At 36.3% G+C, this 22,453-nt stretch carries 15 protein-coding genes and 1 other annotated feature; of the genes, 1 reads left to right on the forward strand and 14 read right to left on the reverse strand.

All coding sequences use genetic code 11. The features are described from left to right. Window positions 1-30: 30 nt before the first annotated feature. The 8 genes from HMPREF3106_RS02560 to HMPREF3106_RS02590 form a co-directional block, all read right to left on the reverse strand. Window positions 31-4,041: a ZmpA/ZmpB/ZmpC family metallo-endopeptidase gene (locus HMPREF3106_RS02560; protein WP_246827504.1), complete on the reverse strand. Its 4,011-nt coding sequence runs from the start codon at window positions 4,039-4,041 to the stop codon at window positions 31-33. Between the two features lie 19 nt (window positions 4,042-4,060). Continuing rightward, window positions 4,061-5,749: a G5 domain-containing protein gene (locus tag HMPREF3106_RS09640; protein WP_246827505.1), complete on the reverse strand. Its 1,689-nt coding sequence runs from the start codon at window positions 5,747-5,749 to the stop codon at window positions 4,061-4,063. Between the two features lie 241 nt (window positions 5,750-5,990). After that, entirely contained in the window at window positions 5,991-7,130 is a 1,140-nt protein-coding gene (locus HMPREF3106_RS02565) for a 5-methyltetrahydropteroyltriglutamate--homocysteine S-methyltransferase (protein WP_070444272.1), read from the reverse strand. Between the two features lie 18 nt (window positions 7,131-7,148). Next, window positions 7,149-7,901, reverse strand: a complete 753-nt coding sequence (locus HMPREF3106_RS02570; protein WP_070444274.1) for a cyclase family protein — start codon at window positions 7,899-7,901, stop codon at window positions 7,149-7,151. 86 nt (window positions 7,902-7,987) lie between these two features. Beyond that, on the reverse strand, window positions 7,988-9,118 hold the full coding sequence (locus HMPREF3106_RS02575) for a 5-methyltetrahydropteroyltriglutamate--homocysteine S-methyltransferase (RefSeq protein ID WP_070444276.1): 1,131 nt from the start codon (window positions 9,116-9,118) through the stop codon (window positions 7,988-7,990). A gap of 46 nt (window positions 9,119-9,164) precedes the next feature. Next, window positions 9,165-10,301, reverse strand: a complete 1,137-nt coding sequence (locus tag HMPREF3106_RS02580; protein ID WP_070436966.1) for a 5-methyltetrahydropteroyltriglutamate--homocysteine S-methyltransferase — start codon at window positions 10,299-10,301, stop codon at window positions 9,165-9,167. A 44-nt stretch (window positions 10,302-10,345) separates the two neighbouring features. Continuing rightward, window positions 10,346-10,583: a binding site (T-box leader), on the reverse strand. Window positions 10,584-10,745: 162 nt separating this feature from the next. Further along, a complete protein-coding gene (locus HMPREF3106_RS02585) occupies window positions 10,746-12,389 on the reverse strand; it encodes a hypothetical protein (protein WP_070444278.1) in 1,644 nt (547 codons plus the stop codon). Continuing rightward, a complete protein-coding gene (locus HMPREF3106_RS02590; RefSeq protein ID WP_070444280.1) occupies window positions 12,379-13,122 on the reverse strand; it encodes an ABC transporter ATP-binding protein in 744 nt (247 codons plus the stop codon). The genes HMPREF3106_RS02585 and HMPREF3106_RS02590 overlap by 11 nt, the downstream gene beginning before the upstream one ends. A 1,037-nt stretch (window positions 13,123-14,159) precedes the next feature. Between HMPREF3106_RS02590 and HMPREF3106_RS02595 the strand changes: the two genes are divergently transcribed. Continuing rightward, a complete protein-coding gene (locus HMPREF3106_RS02595) occupies window positions 14,160-14,369 on the forward strand; it encodes a hypothetical protein (protein WP_070444282.1) in 210 nt (69 codons plus the stop codon). A gap of 890 nt (window positions 14,370-15,259) precedes the next feature. On the opposite strand, the gene HMPREF3106_RS02605 is transcribed toward HMPREF3106_RS02595, so the two are convergent. The 6 genes from HMPREF3106_RS02605 to yaaA form a co-directional block, all read right to left on the reverse strand. Then, entirely contained in the window at window positions 15,260-15,463 is a 204-nt protein-coding gene (locus HMPREF3106_RS02605; protein WP_070444286.1) for a hypothetical protein, read from the reverse strand. Continuing rightward, entirely contained in the window at window positions 15,463-15,651 is a 189-nt protein-coding gene (locus HMPREF3106_RS02610) for a hypothetical protein (protein WP_070444288.1), read from the reverse strand. Before HMPREF3106_RS02610 ends, HMPREF3106_RS02605 begins: the two co-directional genes overlap by 1 nt. A 548-nt stretch (window positions 15,652-16,199) precedes the next feature. After that, window positions 16,200-18,779 carry a DNA gyrase subunit A gene (gene gyrA, locus HMPREF3106_RS02615; protein WP_070444290.1) on the reverse strand — a complete coding sequence of 860 codons (2,580 nt, stop codon included), beginning with the start codon at window positions 18,777-18,779 and terminating at the stop codon, window positions 16,200-16,202. 45 nt (window positions 18,780-18,824) lie between these two features. Further along, on the reverse strand, window positions 18,825-20,762 hold the full coding sequence (gene gyrB, locus HMPREF3106_RS02620) for a DNA topoisomerase (ATP-hydrolyzing) subunit B (RefSeq protein ID WP_070444292.1): 1,938 nt from the start codon (window positions 20,760-20,762) through the stop codon (window positions 18,825-18,827). 3 nt (window positions 20,763-20,765) lie between these two features. Continuing rightward, window positions 20,766-21,893, reverse strand: coding sequence for a DNA replication/repair protein RecF (recF, locus tag HMPREF3106_RS02625; protein ID WP_070444294.1), 1,128 nt, complete (start codon window positions 21,891-21,893; stop codon window positions 20,766-20,768). After that, window positions 21,890-22,144, reverse strand: coding sequence for a S4 domain-containing protein YaaA (gene yaaA, locus HMPREF3106_RS02630; protein WP_005608200.1), 255 nt, complete (start codon window positions 22,142-22,144; stop codon window positions 21,890-21,892). The genes recF and yaaA overlap by 4 nt, the downstream gene beginning before the upstream one ends. Window positions 22,145-22,453: the final 309 nt, after the last annotated feature.

Below are 22,453 nucleotides of genomic sequence, written 5' to 3' on the forward strand. Positions count from 1 at the left end.
ACTTTGATATGAAAAGCAATTTAAGTATTTTTATTTTTTAAACACTTCTTCTTTAAAGCTATTAGTTGCTTTCAGTAATTGTTTAAATACTTTTGCCTTTAATTCAACCACATTTTGAGGATTTACCGTACCATTCTTCAAACTTCTTAAATCTTTTTGGACAGCTTCCTCAAATAGCGCTTGTAATTCTTCATAACTAGTAATCGTTCTTCCGTTCAATTCAAATGAATGGAGCCCATTCTTAGCTTGTTGAACAACTTCATCAAAATAGGCTTTCTTCCATTCTTCTAAATTGTTAAAACGACCTTTAGAAATTTTTTGAATAATAAATTCATCGCTAAGTACTTTTCTCTCTACATCAGCAGCATTTTTATATTTGTTAGAAGCATAGCCAATAAAGCCTTCTTCATAACCAAAATATCCCCACATTCGGAAGGTATTATGTTTGAATAATAATCCCCCAGGCGAACCTTTACTTGTATTTCCGCCATAGATTCCAGCTGTCATACGGACGTTTACATATGCAGAATCATAATCATCTGGTTTGAAAATGCGATTATCAAAATCTCGATTGGTAATAAAGTTATGATCCACTAAGTCATTCACTGAACGCAATTGAATTTGTTTTTCTTCTTGGGTAAGTGGGCGAACTTTATCATATTGATCATTTTGATTTTGCTTTGCGTTTCGAAGTTCACGATCTACTTTCTTAAACCATGCATTATTCAAACTTTGGTTATTTTGTTTAATAACAGATTCACCTTCTAAATAATCCAGTAGCATTAAGGTATCGTTATATCCCTTCATATAATGATCAATTTCCGTACGCGAATGTAAATCATTTGGATTTGGATTATACCATTGTTCTCCATTATTTGGACGTTCAAAAGCCATATTCAATCCTAACGCTCCATATTCGCCCATACCTCCTGGTACAGCAGACTGGAGCATCCCTTGCGCAAAAGCTTCAACACCTGTTCCTTCTCTATGACGATAACCACCAAGGTATACCACTCGGTCATTAATGTGTGTCGTTTCATGCGTATAGGCAGAAACCCCATATTCACTAATGGAGTCAGACATTACAAAGACAACTTTTTCAGTTGGATGAGGATTTGCATAAATATATGCATAGGCACCTGCATAACCACCATTGTTTCCATAGTAATCTCCAACAGGTCCATAAAATTCTCGAATCGGAGCATAAACATTTGGCTGTCCATATCGACCGTATTTATCTGGCCATCCTTGTCCATGAACATTATAGCCTTCCCAAATTGGAGTTACCGTATCTTTAGCGAGTCTACCTTTTACTTTATCGATGGCTAAGCGATACCAGAAATCTAAATAATTGAGCTGACGATCGGCTACTAAATTAATATCAGCCTTCATTTCTTCAATCGTCTTTCTATATTTATCCGCAGAACCAATCGTAAGAGTATTATAATTTGAAATCAAGAACATCTTTGCCTTATTTACATTTAATAAAGGTAAAATCATTCTTCTATGGACAGGAACATTTAAATTATCAAATATGCGATATTTTACATATTTTAATCCTTCCATCTTAGAAGCACGTTCTACGATATAAACTTTCTCCTTGGTTGCATCAATAAACCAATCATTCATATTTTTAAATTCAGTCAATAGTTGACGGTTATAATTTAAAAATTCATCTAAATTTCTAGCTAATGTATGTTTTGCTAAAGCTTCTCCAAATGCGTCAAAGGTACGATTTCCTTTTAATGTACTTTCTTTAGAACCAATCTCAATCAATCTTTCCAATACATCCGAATTAATTCCATAGAAATCAGGTTTAAAGAGCATTAATTCCTTGATATTTAATTGGTCAAAATGAACCCCATAATAACGATGTAAATAGGTCATTCCTAGCATTAATGCTGCTTTATTTTTCTCTACCTTATCAAGAATCATTTGTTTTGCCGCAGAAGATTCGTTCAATTGATGGTCTTCGTTTTGAACTAATTTAGTCACAAATGTTGTTAGGTTTTCTTTTACATGTGCAAAGCTTTCTTCTAAATAAAGATCTTTTACATATTCACGCTTTTTCTCAATCGTATTATCTTGAGGTTTTTGACGTTTTTCAAGATACTGATATACCTCATTCGACTGTAATTCTACCGAAGATAATTTTTCAACAATATCATGAATCAATGAACTATGGTTTTTATCGACAATATTCGGAGTATATTTAATCCCTAATTCCACAATATCGTATTCTTTAACATTCGAAATCCCTTCAGTGCTTTCTCTTAAAGTATAGAATTCTTTCGTTTTATCTGCATAATGAACAAGGATACGATCAGCTTGACTTAAATCCGTTACAAAATTTGTTTGATTCATCGCAGTAACCGATAAAATCTCTTTTTGATTAAAGGCATGATTTTCCTCTAAACGGTTTGCTTGATTGACAATAAACTCCTTATTATAAAACGGCTGAATCTTTTCTAAGTTCTTATAAGCTTGTTTATGAGACTCTTTGTAATCTTGAATCGCCGCATAAGGATTTTCTTTTGAAACAACTCGATTTAAAGCATCAATATGGGATTCTTCGCTTACAAAAGTATTCGCAGTAATGTTATAACTTGCCACACGAGCATCCGCAGCTTCTTTTGTTAACTCGATTTGCTTACCAGGATATTTATTATAGGTCTTTTTACCTTCGCTATAACCTTGTACGCTATATAATTGATTGATATGTGGTTGAGAATACTCATTGGTCATATCATCCGAACCAAATAGCATTTCTCCATTGATTACTTTTGCATAACTCACATTATCTTTTACTGTTCCAAATGGCCATGTTTTACTTGCAAATGCCGCTGATTGAATAGGTTCTCTTACATGAATGATTCCTTTCGCAACAGACTGAGTGAGCGAACCTTTCGTCCCCGTTAAATAATCTCCGATCATTCCATACTCAACATAAGGCACTAATAAACTAGCACGGACTTTATTCCCTGTTAAAGTAGCATCGACATAAGCCCGTCTTACAATTGCACGGTAATTTTTGTCTGCAATCCCTCCTAAATTAGAAGCATTTCCACTTGTTGAATGTAATTTTCCAATAAAAGCAACATTTTCAATACGAGTGCCTTCATTCATATAATTGACAATCCCTGCTACATTGTTTCGACCAGAAATAGAACCTGTTACTTTAACATCTTCGATCACTGAAGATCCATTCATCGTTTGAGCAACCGTTGCAATATCATCTTGATTTTTTTGATCAATATCTACATTTTCAAAATTCACATTTTTAATAGTTGCATTCTTAATGACATTGAATAATGGATGCTCCAAGTCTTTAATCGCAAAACGTTTACCATCTTCACTTAATAGTTTTCCAGTAAATTCTGCTTTAATATATGATTTTCCTTGAGAGGCTACATTACGCGCACTCATACTTTGACCAAGTCTAAATTCTCCTGTCGGATTTTCACGAATCGCATTCACTAAGTCTTCAAAATCATAATACACATTTCCCACATGAGTTCTTGGTTTTTCGATAAAGTAAGTATATACGTCATCAAAAGTTTGGTTTTTCTGACGATCTACTAAATTTTCAGCCATAGCTGTCACTTTATAGACTTCTTTTCCGTTTGAAAGAATTTCTTCAATCGTTTTTACCGCTAATAAAGTTGTTTTTTGATTCTCCGAAGTGATTTTCAAATAATAATGACTGGTGTCTGTTGGAACAGATGACAATCGAGTTTCGTTGTGTTCCTGTTGATTTTCGTATCTAATCAAACGAACTTCTCTCACATCTTTAATTTCAATTTTCTTGAGTTCTAATCGAACTGTTTGATCATCCAACAGTTGAGTTTCCGTGCCATTCCCTCTATCAAATGTCATTGATGTAGATAGAGTATAGTCTTTATAGTAATCAAGACCTTCTAGAACAGAGTGTAATTCATTCTCTGAAAGGGTTAATTCTTTTTCAACTTTGCCTTCTTTTTTCAAGGTGAGGGTAATCGATTGAATGGTAACGCCTTCTGGTTTAGATAATGAATAATCCACTTCAACCGTGCGTTTTAAATCATTTTTTTGTAAAGAACGAATCGATAAGACTGGTTTTTCTAGTTCTTTCGTTCCCTTTTTTAATAATCTTATTTTCAGCTGGTTCTATAATGGTTTCTTCTACACTAGGTGCTTCGGAAGTTTTTTCCCCTTTAACGGTTTTAAACGTTTTTGTAATTTTTTTACGTCCTTCTTTACCATTTTTTGAAACGGTCATCGTTCCTTTTGGTAAAGTCGCATCCTCTTCAACGATTTCTTTAAAAGGAATACTTTCAAAGGTTTCTTCAGAGGTTGTTCCGTTAATGGCTTTTGTTCCTTGAATGATTTTCTTCGGTTTGGCTTGTTTGATGACTTCTTCAGTAATGTGAATTGGGTCTCCAACTTTAATGCCATTCACTGTTTTATAATGTTTTGTGAGGATAGATTGTCCCTTTTCGCCTTCTTGAAGGATTGTTACATCGTCTGTATATTTAGAAGAATCTTCTATAATTTCAGTCGTAAAATCAACATCAACTGTCTCTTTTTCTTCAACAACTGCTTCTACGACAGTGTTTTCCTTTGTTCCGACTGCTACAATTTCATCCACAGCAGGCTTCGAGATAGTGGATTCAATTATTTTTCTTTCTTCATGTCCATTTTCTACTCGTACTTCTGTAAAGACTGTCCGTTCTCCATTGGTTCCTTGTTGAAGGACTTTCGTTTCTCCTTTAGGAAGAGTCGCATCATTTTGAACGATTTTTCCATGAGGAATTGGTTCAACGGTTACTTCTAATGTAGGTTTATTCACAGTAGGAGAGGGTTCTCCCTCTTCAGGAGTTACTCTAGTTTCGACGTTAGGAAGTGTTGTTTCTTCCTTTGTTCCATTGGCAACTACTTCAGGAACCGCTTCTTTTGTGATAATAGAGTCTACGATGACTTTTACTTCTTTTCCGTTTTCAATACGAATTTCTGTAAAAATTGTTCGTTCTCCATCTACACCTTTTTGAAGAATTTTCGTTTCTCCTTTAGGAAGAGTCGCATCATTTTGAACCGTTGTGGTATAAGGAATAACTTCCTTTGTCACTTCTAATCTAGGTTTATTCCCAGTTGAAGAAATTTTATCTTCATTTGGAGTAACTGGAGCTTCAACGGTTGTACTTGTTGTATGATTTTGAATAGCTTCGGTAGTATTTGCAGTAGACGTTTCTGATGGAGTAGTTGGTTGCTGTTGATTTTTTGCTTCTACATAACCCACATATTCATACCCATCGATTTGGATGATTCCTTCTTGAGTTGGTTCATGAATGGCTTTACTTAAATCCATCGCAAATACAGCAGAAGGAATAAAGGTAGCCATCCCCGCAGTAGTGAAAAGAATCGCTCCTAGAATCTTATTTTTCTTTTTCTTAGAAACTACCAAGATGATACTGGATGCCGCTAGAGTTAATCCACCTAACACAAAAGAAATTGGATTTGTTTCTGTACCTGTATGCGGTAAAACTCCCATTGTCTTTTTATATACTAAATAATAAACTTCTTCCTCTTGTGGAGGTACTTCATACTGAATCAACTGCTTTTCTTCATCACTTAAACTAGCATAATCCAAATAATGATACTGTGTGGTCCCAGCAGCACTTACTGTAGTGCCCATACCAAAAAAAGCTGAACCAATTAATACAGATCCAGCATATTTCTTTATTTTTCGAATGGAAAAAATTTCTTTTTTCATAATATACCCTTCCTTTAACCCCTAATCCTTTTAGAAAACTAATCTTAAAATATTGCAACTCATTATAACACATTTTATTAAAAATCCTAGCCATCCGTTCTTATAAAAAACATATTCATTTCATACAAATTTTTCTTTGATGTATCAAAAATGATACGTAGCATTTATGAGACATTCATCCGATTAAAAACTATAAAAATAGCTCCTACAAATCAACTGTAGGAGCTACTTTCATTTAATGCTATCCCCAAACTTCATGAACGATTTCGTCAATCAGTTTTAATTTATCCCATTGCGCTTCAATCGTTAAGATATTGCCTTCTTCTGTAGAAGAGAATCCACATTGAGGGCTGAGGCATAATTGTTCAAGAGGAACGTACTGACTGGCTTCTTTAATACGAGCGATAACTTCGCCTTTATCTTCTAAGTCCCCTGATTTAGAGGTAATTAAACCAAGAACAACTTTTTGATTTTTAATATAGCGAAGTGGAGTAAAGTCTCCAGCACGCTCACTATCATATTCCAAGAAGAATCCATCCACACGGCAATGACCAAATAGCGTTTTCGCAACTGGCTCATAACCACCACTAGAGAACCATGTTGAGCGGAAGTTTCCGCGGCAAATATGCATGTTCACCACTAAATCTTCTGGTTTCCATTCAATGACACGGTTTAATACATCCACGTAGTCTCGAGCGATTTGTTCGAGGTCGAATCCACGCGCTTCATATGCTTCACGTTTGTCTAACGCACAGAACTCCCCCCAACTCGTATCATCTAATTGAATATTGCGGCATCCTAAGTCGTAGAAGCATTGCAACGCCTTACGGTATGCTGCCACCACGTCATCATAGAAGAGGGCTTCATTGTCTTTGTAGCGCTCAATTGGCACATAGTTTTTCTCACGAACTTGCGTAATCAAATGCAACATACTTGGTGAAGGGATTGTTAGTTTCACCGGTGTATCGCCAGCGTGCTCTTTTAAGAATTTGAAGTGTTTTACGAATGGATGGTTTTCAGAAAAATCCACTTTACCAACGATTCGTAATGTTTTTGGCTTCACATCTTTATCTTTGAATTGAACAGAGAAGTGGTCTACTTCGACAAGTTCAACTCCATCTAAGTTTTCTAAGAAATCTAAGTGCCAGAATGCACGACGGAATTCACCGTCAGTGACAGATTTAAGACCGAGTTCTTTTTCTTTCTCGATTAAAGCAACGATTTCTTCGTTTTCAACGCGTTCGAGTTCTTCGGCAGTGATTTCTCCGGCATTAAACTTCGCACGGGATTCTTTTAGACGTTCTGGACGTAAGAAACTTCCTACGTGATCGAGTCTAAAAGGCGCTTTTTGACAACAGCTACAGTTTTCGTGATTTGACATGTGTTTTCCTCTTTTCGTTTATTCAGCTTCTGGTAAATACGCAATGGCGCGAACAGGTGAACCTGGAGTATGGTTCCAGTTAGGGTATGAGATTGAAATCACAGCACCTACTGAAGGAACTTGATCAAGGTTCGCTAATACTTCCACTTGGAAGATATCTTGGCTTAATAAATAGTATTCATTTGTTAACCCATGTGCGGCAGCGTGAACGCCTGAGTCTGTATCTAATGTTTCGTGACCTACAGCTTTCACATGACGTTCGTGAATTAAGAATTCAAGCGCATCTTTTGCCCAACCTGGTGTGTGTTGAACGTCGTTTTCGTCTAAATTACGAACCGCATCTTGGTCTGGCCAGCGGTGTGACCAGTCGCTACGGAAGGCTACAAAGGCACCTGGTTCGATTTTTCCATATTCTTCTTCGAATGCTAATACGTCTGCTTTTGTTAATTCAAAATTTGGATTTTCAGCAACTTCTTTTGAACGGTCGATGACGTAAAGTGGTAATAATAAATCTTTCAACTCAATTTCATCAAGAAAGCGTCCGCCTTCATAGAAGTGGCAAGGTGGGTCGATATGTGTACCGTATTGTGTTACCACTGATAATTGTTGTACGTGGAATCCATCTTTTAATGTAAATAAATCTTTTTGTTCCAATGCTGGTAGAGCAGGGAAGTGAGGGCTATTCGCATCGATTTGATGGCTTAAGTTTACCCATTTTGCTTGTTTTAATGTTTCGTAAGCTTTTGCTAATTGTTGTTGAAATGTTGTCATAATGATACTTCCTTTCTAAATAGGGGAAGGCTGCGGTTCAAAAGTTATTCTCCCCACAGCCTTTTTGTTCGTTTTCTAATGTGAGGTTATTCTCCCCAAACCTCACGAGCGATTTCAGTAATCAATGCAATTTTCTTCCATTGATCTTCTTCTTTAATGACATTTCCTTCTTCTGTTGAAGCAAATCCACATTGAGTACTTAAGTATAAGTTTTCAAGTGGTACATATTGGCTTGCTTCTTTAATACGAGCGATAACTTCATCTTTGTCTTCTAAGTCTGCAAATTTTGACGTTAAAAGGCCAAGAACCACTTTTTTCTCATTCCCAACTTTCGCAAGTGGCTTGAAGTCTCCGGCACGGTCTGTATCGTATTCTAAGTAATACGCATTTACGTGTTCGCCTGCTAATAATTCATCTTCTACCTTTTCATATCCCCCTTGAGAAATCCAAGTAGAGTGGAAGTTACCACGGCAAACGTGTGTGTTGACTACTAAGTCTTTTGGTAATGCATCAATCACTGAGTTGTTCAATTGTAATGCACGACCTGCAAAGTCACGACGAACTTCTTCTAATGGACGGTCTGCGTTGAAACGTTTTGCAAAACCATCGTCTGCTAAAGCGCCCCATGTACAGTCGTCAAATTGAAGTGTGCGAAGGCCTTCGTTGTATAAGTCTGTAATGACATCCACATATGCGTTTTTAATCGCTTCAAAAAGTTCTTTTTCAGTTGGATACACTGCTTTCCACGCTGCAATATGTTCAGGTGTACGAATTAATTCGAAATAGAATTGTGATGGAGAAGGGATTGTGAATTTCACAATAACATCTTCGTCTTTCACCAAATCACGTAAGAATTTGAAATGTTCGACGAATGGGTGATTATGTCCATCGATTGGAGCTGTTAATGTTGCAGTATCTGCTTTTGTTTCAATACAGTTAAATTTATAACCGTGTTCACCTACTGTATGTTCTACACCGTTGAATCCCCAGAAGAAGTCAAGGTGCCAGTAAGCACGGCGGAATTCGCCGTCTGTAACGCCTTTTAATCCAGCAGCGATTTGTTTTTGAACAATTTCGCGGATTTCTTTATCTTCTACAGCTGTTAATTCTTCGCGTGTGATTTCGCCGTTTGCAAATTTTGCGCGTGCTTCTACTAAATCTTTAGGACGTAAGAAACTTCCTACGTGGTCTACTCTAAATGGTGCATGTGTTGTCATAAATGTGTTTCTCCAATCTATCTTCGAATTTCTTCTTGTGGGGGGATTATTCTCCCCATACCTCACGAGCGATTTCGCTAATTAAGGCAATTTTCTTCCATTGATCGTCTTCAGTAAGGATGTTTCCTTCTTCCGTTGATGCAAATCCGCATTGTGTACTTAAGTATAAGTCTTCTAGTGGAACGTATTGGCTCGCTTCTTTAATACGAGCAATCACTTCATCTTTGTCTTCTAATTTTCCTGATTTAGAAGTGAGAAGTCCAAGAACGACTTTCTTACCATTGTTTACTTTCGCGAGTGGCTTGAAGTCGCCGGCACGGTCTGTATCGTATTCTAAGTAGTACGCATGTACGTTTTCATCTTCGAATAATGCGTCGCTTACTGAATCGTAACCACCTGAACTTGCCCAAGTTGAGTGGAAGTTTCCACGGCATACGTGAGTGTTTACTGTTAAATCTTCTGGTAAGTCTTCTAGGATTCCGTTATTTAATTCTAAGAATTCACGTTTGTGTTCTCTTCTTAACTCTTCAGGTGTTAAATGACTTTCTTTTGAGATGATGTTTAAGAAGTTATCATCTACGATAACGCCCCATGTACAGTCATCGATTTGTAAGAGACGGCAACCTGCATCATATAATTCTTTAATTACTTGTCTGTAAGCAGCAATGATATCTTTAAAGAGTTCTTCTTTTGAAGGGTATACTGAGAAAGTTTGTTCAATATGCTCAGCGTCACGAATCAATTCGAAGTAGAATTGCGCTGGAGCAGGGATTGTTTGTTTTACGATGAAATCTTCATCTTCAAATTGTTTTAAGAATTTGAAGTGTTCAACGAATGGGTGATTTTCACCAGTGATTTTTCCAACGACATCTGCTGAGTCTGGTTTTGTAATTTCATCGTGGAATTGATATCCGATTTTTGCTTGCGTATGTTCCACTCCGTTTAATCCCCAGAAGAAATCTAAGTGCCAATATTGGCGACGGAATTCGCCGTCTGTGAATCCTTTTAATCCAGCTTTCTTTTGTTGTTCGACTAACTTTTCGATGGCTTTATCTTCGACGGCTGTTAATTCCTCGCGTGTAATTTCTCCTTTTGCAAATTTTTCTTTTGCTTCTACTAATTCTTTTGGACGTAAGAAACTTCCTACGTGATCGACTCTAAATGGTGCTTGTAATTTTGACATTGGACATTCCTCCTATAAATAAAAAAACCTCACAGTATCGCTACTGCAAGGACGAAATTTCGTGTTACCACCTTGTTTTGTAGAATCCTCACGAATCCTACCTTACCGAGTACGCACACTGGGTGTTATACTCTACAGCTATAATGGGCTACCCATTTACATCTAATGATTCGATGTAAAATCACTCCGAGGCCATCTTCAAAAATTCCATTTGATCTCTTCCCACCAACCGAGACTCTCTTAGCAAATTTTCTTTTTTACTCACCTGTTCTTTGTGATGTCTTATGAACATGTCATAAGAATAACAGAGAACAAACCGCGCTGCAATAGGTTTTCTTATACCGTTTTTCTATCATTCGTTATAACTTGAAGTTATATATCTAAAATTCCTTTTAAAATAGGTTATAAAAAAGACTTAGAGAAAATCTCTAAGTCTTAAAATCATTATTCAGAATCGACTAATTCATGTAATTTTTTCTTATAGTGGAATGTTGCGAAAATTGATAGTCCTAAAATGATTCCTACATAACCAATCGTCAATACCCAAACAAGAGTACGATCCCATTCTGGTAATTTAGTTAATAGAAAAACCGCTCCAAAAATGAATCCGAAGAGAACCACTAAGAATATCATCGACTTAACGCCGCTACGAGAACGATTCAATAGTTCCACTACATTCGTCCAGCTTGGCGTAAAGAGCTTCAAGTCCTTTGCATATCCCCAACGACTTAGTCCAAGACTAATAATTCCCCAATATAAAATAATCCCTAAAATCATATAAATCGGGAAACGAAGAACCGTAAAAATAATAGTTAGTAAAAGTACTGGTAACGCAGATTGAATAATAAACAAAATCCAGAATTTACGCTCTAAAAATTCATGCATATCGAATGGGAGAACTTTCAGATAATAATAATTTTCTCTTTCAAGAGAAATCCCAACTGCTAATAAATTATTTCCTCCGGTATTAAAGAAGGCGATAAATGTCAAAAACATCGCAAAAGGTAAGAAAGTATTCAAATTAACAAATTCCATAATACTCACACCTTCTGGAATAGAAGACATATTCATCATTGTTGGTAGGAAGAATAGATAAGGTAATACACCTGCAGCAATAATCGTTTGAGTTAAAACAGACCCTTCTAATAATTGTCTTAAAGTGTATCGAAGAAAGAATCTAAATGATAACTTTCCTCCACTTAATTCCATTTTTTTAACTCGTTCCACTTTTACTTTATTAGTAGAGGTTTGAGAAACCGCATCGTAAAAATTAGGTAATACAATGAATTTAACGAGAGCTATAAGAATTAAGAATACAACAACAACTATTCCAATCAAAGGATACGAACTTAAATCCATTGGATTCAGAAGTACATCATAAAAAGCTTTAATAGGCGATAAATATACAGGAACTTCTCCTCTAAAAGTTTGAATTCCAGTATTGCGATTCATCAAAAATTGATAACCAATGACCGCACCAATCGAGACAATAAAAATTAATACATTGGCAATCACAGATTGATATTTTCTAAAAATTGGAATTTTTGCTAAAAAGAAGCATAGTATAAACATCAATAAATAGACGCTCGTACTTAGTAAGAGTGCGCCAAATAATCCAAGTGGAATCGTTAAGAAATAATTTCCTCCTGAAAAATAGACATGGATTCCAAAAAACATAAATATTGGGAGTAAGCCATATAATGAGGCCACTACAACAGATAAACTTTTTCCTAAAATCACTTCTGTTTCTGTAAATGCATACGGACGGTAAGATTCAAAATCTTTACTTTCATAAAATACATTATAGATTGATGGAAGTGCTTGAGAAATTAAAATCATCATAAATAAGAATATAGAACTTGCAAATTGGAGTGGAGAATAGGAACGTCCTGAAATCATCCCTACAAATCCAAAAAATCCACCAAATATAACCGCGAACATCAATTGTTGAATCAACGTTCTCATCGCAACATTCACTGGTTTTGTTGGGTTCTTCGCTTGTTTCTTTCGATAATTTTGCAATTGTGCCGGTTGCGTCGCAAAGATTAAATTGGTCTTCACCAGCGTTAAAATTCGTTTAAACCGCATGTGAATCCACTCCTTCTTGTTTGCCGGCAATTGATAAGTAAATTTCTTCCAAAGTACTTTCTGGTTGTTGTCCTTTCAACTCTTGAATCGTACCATAGAAGAGTAGTTTTCCTTTTTTCAAAATCGCAATTTTATCGCAAAGTTGTTCTGCTACTTCGAGTACGTGAGTAGAGAAAAGAACGGTATTGCCTTTATCGGCATGTTCGCGCATCAATTTCTTCAAGTCGTAAGAAGCTTGTGGGTCAAGACCCGTCATTGGTTCATCGAGTACCCAAATATCTGGATCAGAAAGTAGGGCACCAATGACAAATACTTTTTGACGCATCCCATGTGAGAAGGAATCAATGACTTCATAGCGATGTCCTTCAAAATCAAATAAATCTAATAAATAAGCTAGACGACTTTCTACTTCGTCTAGAGTCATACCATAAGAAGAAGCGACTAATTCCCAGAATTCATTCGCAGTTAATCGTAAGAAAAGATCTGGACTATCGGCTACATAGCCAATTTTTTCTTTAATCGCAAGTCGATTTGTTAAAAGTTCTTGTCCATCGACAAAAATTTCGCCACTTGTTGGATTGATGACACTTACTAGGGATTTAATGGTTGTTGATTTTCCTGCACCATTATGTCCAATCAGTCCGATGATTTTTCCACTTTCTATCGTTAAATTGAGTCCATCTAAAGCGACTGTTTGTCCATATACTTTTGAAACATTTTTAAATTCAATCATGCAAATTCCTCCTTATGCCCCTATATATCCCTATTATATAACTAGAATCCGCATAAAAAAAGAGGGAGTAAGACCAAAGATAAAAAATTACTCACAGTGTGAGTAATTTTTCTATTAGTAATCTCAAATCCTTCGCACTGTGAAGGATTTCCGCAAGGATGATTAGGATTAAGCAAATCACAAGTGATGAAGCTTAATCCAATCAGCTACTGCGTCAAATTCTATAAGTTTTTTTAGTAAGGAATAACCTCCTAACTCCCTCTAAGCACAGTGGTTGAATGGTATGAGCTGCACTGTAAACAGTTTGCTCATACCTATTCAACTTTCTGTCTTTCTCCCTCGCATTTAATGCTATCCCCCATTACCACTATTATAGAATCCGTATGATTCTTCGTAATCTCATTGAGTGCTTTTAAATTTATTTCAGAATTTTAAATAGTTTATTTTACACGATACAAAGTAATAAATTTCCTAAATTTATCATGATTAGAAATAGGTTTTATGCTAAAATATTATTAATAAGAAAGCGTTTTATAAATATTAAAAGTAGTATAACTGGCAAAAAATAAGAAAAGGTAGGTGAATAATAATGCATCGGTATGTTATCTCTGTCATCTTACTACTAGCTTTAATTCTTGCAAAAATATTTTTAAAAGAGGATAAAAAATAATCCAAAATATAGTAGCGCAAGGTATTTGGATACTAGCAAAAAAATACCTTTACCTATGTTTTTAGGCATACAATTATCATTGTTTTGATGCGATTTCTTTGATTTTTTGGAAAAGAATGGTGTAAAGAAAATATATGTTGATCCTCAATTATTTGCTACGGTGACATGAGAAAAAGACAGAGCATTTCCTCACGGAACTTATCTATTCGCTTGTGAATAGAATTAAGTAAACACTACAAGTTTAAGAGCTTATAATTTAACAAAGGCAGATAGTATAGTACAAACTTTAATCGGACTTATTGCAGCGGTTGCTTTTGCATAGTCCGTATGCGTTAGTAGCGGGAATTACTCAATTGGGGTGGTAATAATGTTTAAAAAAATAAAAGATTCCTATAATTTTTCGGTTCCTGTTTTAAGTCTTACGATTTTTTTGAAGTTTTCACTTGATATTTTTTATGATATTTTTTATGGTGAAAGCTTTGGTGATAGTATTTCTTTTGAACGAACAATGTTACTCACTTTATTTATTTGTATGGGTATTCACATTTATAAAAATATGGAAAACCACCCTGAATAGGGTGGTTTTTCTTCTTATGTTTTGTTTACTTAGATTTTGAAAACCGACAAGCAAATGAAATTTCAAAAATGGAAGTTTAATTGCTTTTGGTTGTATGGGCGGAGTAAGCTCCTAAATAGTGCCATTAAAATTAATTATACTGCTAAAAAACTGAAAAAAAAGACTGTTAAAAAGAAAAACAGGAATATAATTGATATATACATAAAAACAAAATAAAAGGTCGTTTTAATCGGGACTGACCCAAAAAAGTGAGAATTTAATAAAAACACCCTAGGGCTACTGTCTCCGGTATTCAAACGGAGACAGGTAGTCCAATTTTTATTGGATTTTTTCATTCTCATTTACGGAGATCAGTGCCCTAAAAAGCAAGGTTTTTCTTTTTATATCAATACTTACAAGCTGTTTTTAAAAACGTAGTTGATTGTATATAGTATCAAGATAAGAAGAAAAAATTCCCAAAGGAATTTTTTTAAAATAATAAAAGTTAACTAAACACCGACAATTAAAAATCAAACCTCATTTTTTTATCATCAATCACTAAATTTATCTCTTGGATTTTTCCATAAAAAGAAATATAAAAAATATCCTATCCATATAGCAAAAAAAAACATACGAAAATGAGGATTAAATAAAACTGAAGAATCGTAAAAAGAATAGCCTAAAAACACGTACAATATAATTCTCATAATTCTTGATGATTTTTTAAAAGAGTAAACTGCTTTTTTAAACACTATTGCCACCCCACTGCTGTAATAGAAATTTAGAAGAACTAAGGGTTTTCGGTTACAAGAGCTGCAAACCCTAAAACCACCCTAAAAAGGGTGGTTTTTGAATTATTTTTAAAATAATAAAAATCAACTAAACATCGATAATAAAAACTAGAACTTTTATCACCAATCCTTAAATTTATCTCTTGGATTTTTCCATAAAAAGAAATATAAAAAATGTCCTAACCAAAGTCCTAAAAGACCATTACGCGCCCTTAAATCTGATAGAAAAGAAGGGTCATAAAAGGAATAAAGATAATACACAGCTAGTACAAGCCCTATAATTTTTGTTGATTTTTTTAAAGCATAAACTGCTTTTTTAAACACTATTGCCACCCCACAGTTGTAATAGAAAGTAAGAAGAATGAAGGATTGTCATTCAAAACATATCCATTAGGAGTTAATTCAACATAAGGTTCTATTTTTGCTTCTTCTCTTGTTAATTGTCTTTCTTCTATTTTTGCAATTTCATAAGTTTCTTCATCTGCATAAACACTAGTAGTTAAAACACTCATACCAACTACGTTACCTCAAAAACGTAAACAACATTACTATTCTTTTTATCCAGTTTTTAATATTGTGAAAATCTCCTTGATTTTTATTTTGTTTTTATGTATATACTAATTTTACTCCTCCTTTTTTGTTTTTGATAGTCTTTTTTTTTCATATTCTGTAGCGGTATAATTAATTTTTACGGTACTAAATTAGGAGCGTGCGACGCTTGATTCGACCTTTAGCAATTAAAATTCCAAATAATCAAAAATCGCATAACAACAACGTTTATTAAGTATTCAAAACCGAGTACTCGGGCTATTTTTTGCTATCATCCAAACAACTTGCACTGCAAAGTCTAGCACATAATGTTCTAGCAGTTTCCCTTATGCTCTGCACAAAATTTAACTTGAATTTTAATGTGGTTCCATTGAACGTATTTGTGTTTTAAATGCGACTGAATAAAAAATACCCTTTCCGATTTTTAAAATGTGAAGTGCACCCCAAAAGTTAGACACAAAATCTAACTTTTGGGGTGCACTTCACATTCTAATGGCTTTTTGCTTACTTACTATTCATTTTCTTCGTCGACTAATTGTTGCGCAAAGTCTTTCATGTTGCCTTTGATGGCTTCATCTGAAAGGGATGCAGTTGGTGTTTCTGTTGCAGCTGTTTCAGCAGTTGCCTCAGTCACCTCTTCTGTTGTTTCTTCTTCGCGGTCCACAATCGCTAATGAACTTACAATCGCATCTTGATCGAGACGCATCATACGAACTCCAAGAGCACCACGGCCTGTTTGAGATACGTCTTCAGCATGGAATCGGATGATAACCCCTTTATTCGTCATGATAAGTAAGTCTTCGTCTCCAGTTACAGTACGTAAGCAGACTAGTGGTCCATTTTTCTCGGTAATACGAAGTGTACGAACCCCTTTACCGCCACGGCCTTTCAATGCGTATTCGCTCGCAGCTGTACGTTTTCCGTATCCTTTTTCACTCACGACTAATACTTCATTATCAGGAGTTAAAATATCCATTCCAATCACATAGTCGCCGTCACGTAGAGAAACCCCTCGAACACCTGAAGCAGTACGACCCATCGCACGAACTTTATCTTCATGGAAGCTTACAGCGTTACCGTGATAAGTTCCAAGGATGATGCCATCATTTCCGCTTGTGATTACTACACGAATCAATTCATCATCTTCGCGTAATTGGATGGCACGTAAACCATTTGTACGGATATTCTTGAATTCTGATAAACGAACACGTTTTACCGTTCCTCGTAATGTTGTGAAGAACAAGTAACGTTCTGTTTCGTCAGATTCTGGAACACTGATAATCGCTTGGATTTTCTCAGCTGAATCAATGTTTAATAAGTTGATAACCGGTAATCCTTTTGCTGTGCGGCTATATTCAGGAATTTCATATCCTTTTGCTTGGTACACTTTCCCTGTATTCGTAAAGAAGAGGAGTGAATCGTGTGTTGAACATGAAATCATGTTTTCCACGTAGTCATCATCATGGACGCTCATTCCTTGAACCCCACGTCCTCCACGGCGTTGTGCCTTGAATTCAGTGTTTGCAAGACGTTTGATATATCCATTCTTCGTTAATGTAATCACGACATCTTCTTGTTCGATTAAATCTTCATCTTCAAGGCTTAATGCTTCTCCGACTAATAATTCTGTACGACGAGGATTGTCGAAACGTTGTTGGATTTCAAGTAATTCTTGTTCGATGATTTCGTAACGAAGTTCTTCGCTCGCTAATACTTTTTCTAAGTATTGAATTGTAGCTTGTAATTCGTTGTATTCTGCATCGATTTTCTCGCGTTCTAATCCTGTTAAACGAACCATACGCATATCAAGAATCGCTTGTGCTTGTTTATCGCTTAAGCCGTATTCATTTATGAAGCGGTCTTTAGCGATATCTCCACTTGCGGAACTTCTTAAGATAGCCACAATCGCATCAATATGGTCTAAGGCGATTTGTAACCCTTCTAAAATATGAGCGCGGTCTTCTGCTTTTTTCTTATCGAATAAGCTACGACGACGAACGACTTCTTCTTGGTGATCTAAGTAATGGCGTAAAATTTCTTTTAAGCTCAATACTTTTGGCTCTTGATTTACAATCGCAAGCATGTTGAAGCCGAAGTTTGATTGTAATGGTGTTAATTTGTATAAATTATTTAATACAACGGATGCTGAAACATCACGACGCACTTCAATCACGACACGCATACCGACACGGTCAGATTCATCGTTTAAGTAAGTAATTCCTTCGATTTTCTTTTCGTGGTGTAATTGTGCGATACGTTCTACTAAACGCGCTTTATTTACCATATATGGTAATTCAGTGATGATGATGCGTTCTTTTCCGTTTTTCAATTCTTCGATTTGTACGCGTCCACGAACCGTAATCGATCCACGTCCTGTTTCGTACGCACGACGAATTCCAGATTTACCTAAGACAAGTCCTCCAGTTGGAAAGTCAGGTCCAGGGAGAGCTTCCATCAATTCAGTCGTTGTGACATCAGGGTTCTTCATTAATAAGTGAAGAGCAGAGATGACTTCCGCCAAGTTATGTGGTGGAATGTTTGTCGCCATCCCTACGGCAATCCCTGTTGCACCGTTAACTAATAGGTTTGGAATACGTGCTGGTAATACTTCCGGTTCACGTTCTGTTGAATCGTAGTTATCACGGAAATTAATCGTATCTTTGTTAATATCACGAAGCATTTCAAGAGCAATTTTACTCATACGAGCCTCTGTATAACGCATCGCAGCAGCTCCGTCTCCATCGACAGAACCAAAGTTACCGTGACCATCAATTAATGGATAACGGTATGAGAAATCTTGTGCCATACGAACCATGGCATCATAAATTGCAGAGTCACCGTGTGGGTGATATTTACCCATTACGTCCCCGACAATACGCGCAGATTTTTTATGCGGTTTGTCCGGTGTCACTCCAAGTTCACTCATTCCATATAAAATACGACGGTGTACTGGTTTTAATCCATCGCGTACATCTGGTAGGGCACGCGATACAATAACACTCATCGAATACTCTAGAAATGATTTACGCATGGTATGCACTAAATCAGTTGATTCAAAAGTTTCTTCAAAGTGTTTCACTTCTTCAGACATAATTAGTCTCCTTTTCTATTCTTCTCTTCAAATTCGTTTACTAAATTAGATATCTAAATCTTCCATATTGACATATTTCGCATTGCTTTCGATGAATTCACGACGTGGTTCTACACGGTCACCCATCAAGATATCTAAAATTTGATCCGCTTCTGCAGCATCTTCCACAGATACTTGTAACATTGAACGGTTTTCAGGGTTCATGGTTGTTTCCCATAATTGTTCCGCATCCATTTCCCCAAGACCTTTGTATCGTGACAATTGTGGTTTTGGATGTGCTGGTAATTCTTTTAGTTTCGCTTCTAACTCTTCATCATTTTGAATATAGTACTCATTTTTCCCTTGTTTCAATTTGTAAAGAGGTGGTTGCGCGATGTAAATATATCCAGCTTCCACTGCAGGGCGCATATAACGATAGAAAAGAGTAATGAGCAATGTACGAATGTGACTTCCATCGACATCGGCATCGGTCATGATGACTAATTTTTGGTAACGAGCTTTCGATAAATCAAAATCTCCACCAAAACCAGTTCCCATCGCTGTAAAGAGCGAACGAATTTCTTCGTTGGCTAAAATTTTATCGAGTGTTGCTTTTTCAACGTTCAAAATTTTCCCGCGGATTGGTAAAATCGCTTGGAAATGACGTGAACGTCCTTGTTTTGCTGAACCACCCGCAGAGTCCCCTTCGACGATGAATAATTCAGAAATCGTTGGGTCATTACTTGAGCAGTCTGCTAATTTACCTGGTAAGTTTGAAATTTCTAAACCAGATTTCTTACGAGTCACTTCACGCGCACGTTTTGCAGCAAGACGTGCTTTCGAAGCTAAAATCCCTTTTTCAACAATCTTACGTGCGACTTGAGGATTTTCCATTAAGAATTTATCGAAGTGTGTGGAGAACAGACGGTCTGTAATCGTACGAGCTTCAGAGTTTCCTAATTTCGTTTTTGTTTGTCCTTCAAACTGTGGATCAGGATGTTTGATAGAAACAACAGCCGTTAAACCTTCACGGACATCTTCACCGCTTAGTTTTTCTTCGTTTTCTTTCATCAATTTTTGACGACGCGCGTAATCATTAATCACACGTGTTAAGGCCGTCTTCATCCCTGATTCGTGAGTCCCACCTTCATAAGTGTGGATATTATTCGTGAAGCTGAGAAGGTTTGTATGGTATCCAGAAGTGTATTGCATAGCCACTTCTACTTGAATACCATCTTGTTCTCCTTCAACGTAAATTGGCTCTTCGAATAACACTTGTTTTGATTTATTAAGGTGTTCGACATAGCTCTTAATCCCGCCTTCGTAGCAGAATGATTTTCTCACTGGCTCTTCTTCGCGGAAATCCGTAATCGTTAATTTTAATCCTTTGTTCAAGAACGCTAATTCACGCACGCGGTTGGCTAATTTATCAAATTCAAAGACGGTTGTTTCTTGGAAAATTTCAGGGTCTGGTACAAAGTACACGCTCGTACCATGTTTATCAGTTGTCCCAATGATTTTTAAGTCTTCTAAAACGGCACCACGTTTATAAGATTGCTCATAAATGTTGCCATCTTTAAATACTTGAACAGTTAAGTCTGTTGAAAGAGCATTTACAACAGAAGCCCCAACCCCGTGAAGACCCCCAGAAACTTTATAGCCTCCGCCGCCGAATTTACCACCGGCGTGAAGCACTGTAAATACAGTTTCTACGGCAGGACGACCTGTTTTTTCTTGAATATCGACCGGAATCCCACGACCATCATCGGTTACGCGAATATGGTTTTCTTTAGTGATTTCGATTTCAATATGTGTCGCAAACCCAGCCAACGCTTCGTCGATTGAGTTATCCACGATTTCCCAAACAAGGTGGTGAAGTCCCGCACTACTTGTTGAACCAATATACATCCCAGGACGTTTACGAACAGCTTCGAGTCCTTCTAATACTTGAATTTGACTGGCATCATATTGCGCAGCTAATTCAGCTTTGTTTTCTTCTGTCATATGCTAATTCTCACTCTCCGTTTTTAAAATAGTTCCTTTTTCAATCGGTATTACGACTGGTTCATTAATAAATTGTTGCTTAATCCCATCTAGGCTTGTTGTGGTAATAAAGGTTTGCACCTTATTTTCAATCGCCTTAATCAGATGAGTTTGTCTGTCATCATCGAGCTCGGAAAGTACGTCATCTAATAATAGAAGAGGGTACTCGCCTGTCGATAATTTCATCAATTCGATTTCCGCAAGCTTCAAACTCAGAACGGTCGAACGTTGCTGTCCTTGCGAACCATACGTTTGAACTGGAACCTCATTCAAATAAAAAATCAAATCGTCACGGTGCGGTCCAATCAGCGTTGTGGCTTGATCCGCCTCACGAGTTTGATTCTTCTTGAATTGATCGATATAAATTTCTTTCATTTGCGAAGCTGTTAAACCATCTTCCAGGGGAATCGTTGCTTGATACGACACCGAGAATTTCTCACGACCAAGCGATAACTGATCATGAATCGGAATGGCTAAAGCCTCCAATTGCTTCATAAAATCGAGACGATGAAAGACGATTTTACTAGCTAACTCGCTTAACATCTCGCTTAAAACCTCTAAGTATTCGTCCGGCTGCTTTTTCTTAATCGCTAGCTGCTTCAAATACGTATTGCGTTGTTTTAAGACGCGATTATATTCCACTAAATCATAAAGGTAGAGGGAACTCATTTGTCCAAGTTCCATATCCACGAATTTACGTCTGTTTTGCGGAGACCCTTTGACAAGCGTGAGGTTCTCCGGGGCAAAGAGAATGACATTCAAGTTTCCAAGATAGGAACTCAGTCGTTTTTGCTCCAAATAATTCACTTTTGCAATTTTTCCTTTTTTAGAAAACTGCAATTCTAAATTCGTCTTTGTCGCTGTTTTTTCAATAGTCCCTTTAATCGTCGCAAAGTCTTTTTTCCATCCAATCAGTTCTTTGTCGTTTGTAGTGCGGTGGCTCTTTGTCATCGCCAGCGCGTAAATCGACTCCATCAGGTTGGTTTTCCCTTGTGCATTTTCACCAATAAAAACATGCACACCGTCTGTAAACTCTAATTGGACAGATTCATAATTACGAAAGTTTTGTAATTGTAAATTAGTCAGCTTCATGCGTCATGTGTGTTCAAATCATTTTCATCCGATTTCATTTCTTTCACAATAAAAATACCTTCATCAGGTATTTCAACACGTGTATTCGGATATAATTTTCTACCACGTCGATTTTCTAACTCTCCATCTACAAAAACTGTATATTCTTGCAGGTACCATTTTGCTTGTCCGCCCGTTGTAATGACGTCAATATGTTTTAAAAATTGCCCTAATGTAATGTACTCATCAGAGATCGATACGATAGTTGTCATGAACTTCCTCTTTTCTAATGGATATTGGTGAGAACTCCATTAAACTCATGCATGCTCACATATTTTTAAGTAGAATAACTCTACATTATTATACATTTTTTACAAGCTTTTCGCAAAGAAATTGCAAATTTTAGGGGGTTATTTCAATTTTGAGGCAAAAACATCAAAAAAGCCTAAAAAAACAAAAAACAAAATTTACTAGGATTTTTTTAAAAATTAAAAGTTTTGGGCCAAAAATCACCCCAAAATCGTGCTGCCCGAAATTCACTTATAAGTGATATGCTCCCTCTAAAGTAGACACTTAAAAAA

The organism is Granulicatella sp. HMSC31F03 (genome assembly GCF_001807725.1).
In the GTDB taxonomy this organism is placed as follows: domain Bacteria; phylum Bacillota; class Bacilli; order Lactobacillales; family Aerococcaceae; genus Granulicatella; species Granulicatella adiacens.

What these genes read in the sequence shown, in the direction of transcription:
- HMPREF3106_RS09640 (WP_246827505.1), bottom strand. Translation starts at nt 5,749, where the DNA reads ATGAAAAAAGAAATTTTTTCCATTCGAAAAATAAAGAAATATGCTGGA.
- HMPREF3106_RS02565 (WP_070444272.1), bottom strand. Translation starts at nt 7,130, where the DNA reads ATGTCAAATCACGAAAACTGTAGCTGTTGTCAAAAAGCGCCTTTTAGA.
- HMPREF3106_RS02570 (WP_070444274.1), bottom strand. Translation starts at nt 7,901, where the DNA reads ATGACAACATTTCAACAACAATTAGCAAAAGCTTACGAAACATTAAAA.
- HMPREF3106_RS02575 (WP_070444276.1), bottom strand. Translation starts at nt 9,118, where the DNA reads ATGACAACACATGCACCATTTAGAGTAGACCACGTAGGAAGTTTCTTA.
- HMPREF3106_RS02580 (WP_070436966.1), bottom strand. Translation starts at nt 10,301, where the DNA reads ATGTCAAAATTACAAGCACCATTTAGAGTCGATCACGTAGGAAGTTTC.
- HMPREF3106_RS02585 (WP_070444278.1), bottom strand. Translation starts at nt 12,389, where the DNA reads ATGCGGTTTAAACGAATTTTAACGCTGGTGAAGACCAATTTAATCTTT.
- HMPREF3106_RS02590 (WP_070444280.1), bottom strand. Translation starts at nt 13,122, where the DNA reads ATGATTGAATTTAAAAATGTTTCAAAAGTATATGGACAAACAGTCGCT.
- HMPREF3106_RS02595 (WP_070444282.1), top strand. Translation starts at nt 14,160, where the DNA reads ATGTTTAAAAAAATAAAAGATTCCTATAATTTTTCGGTTCCTGTTTTA.
- HMPREF3106_RS02610 (WP_070444288.1), bottom strand. Translation starts at nt 15,651, where the DNA reads ATGAGTGTTTTAACTACTAGTGTTTATGCAGATGAAGAAACTTATGAA.
- gyrA (WP_070444290.1), bottom strand. Translation starts at nt 18,779, where the DNA reads ATGTCTGAAGAAGTGAAACACTTTGAAGAAACTTTTGAATCAACTGAT.
- gyrB (WP_070444292.1), bottom strand. Translation starts at nt 20,762, where the DNA reads ATGACAGAAGAAAACAAAGCTGAATTAGCTGCGCAATATGATGCCAGT.
- recF (WP_070444294.1), bottom strand. Translation starts at nt 21,893, where the DNA reads ATGAAGCTGACTAATTTACAATTACAAAACTTTCGTAATTATGAATCT.
- yaaA (WP_005608200.1), bottom strand. Translation starts at nt 22,144, where the DNA reads ATGACAACTATCGTATCGATCTCTGATGAGTACATTACATTAGGGCAA.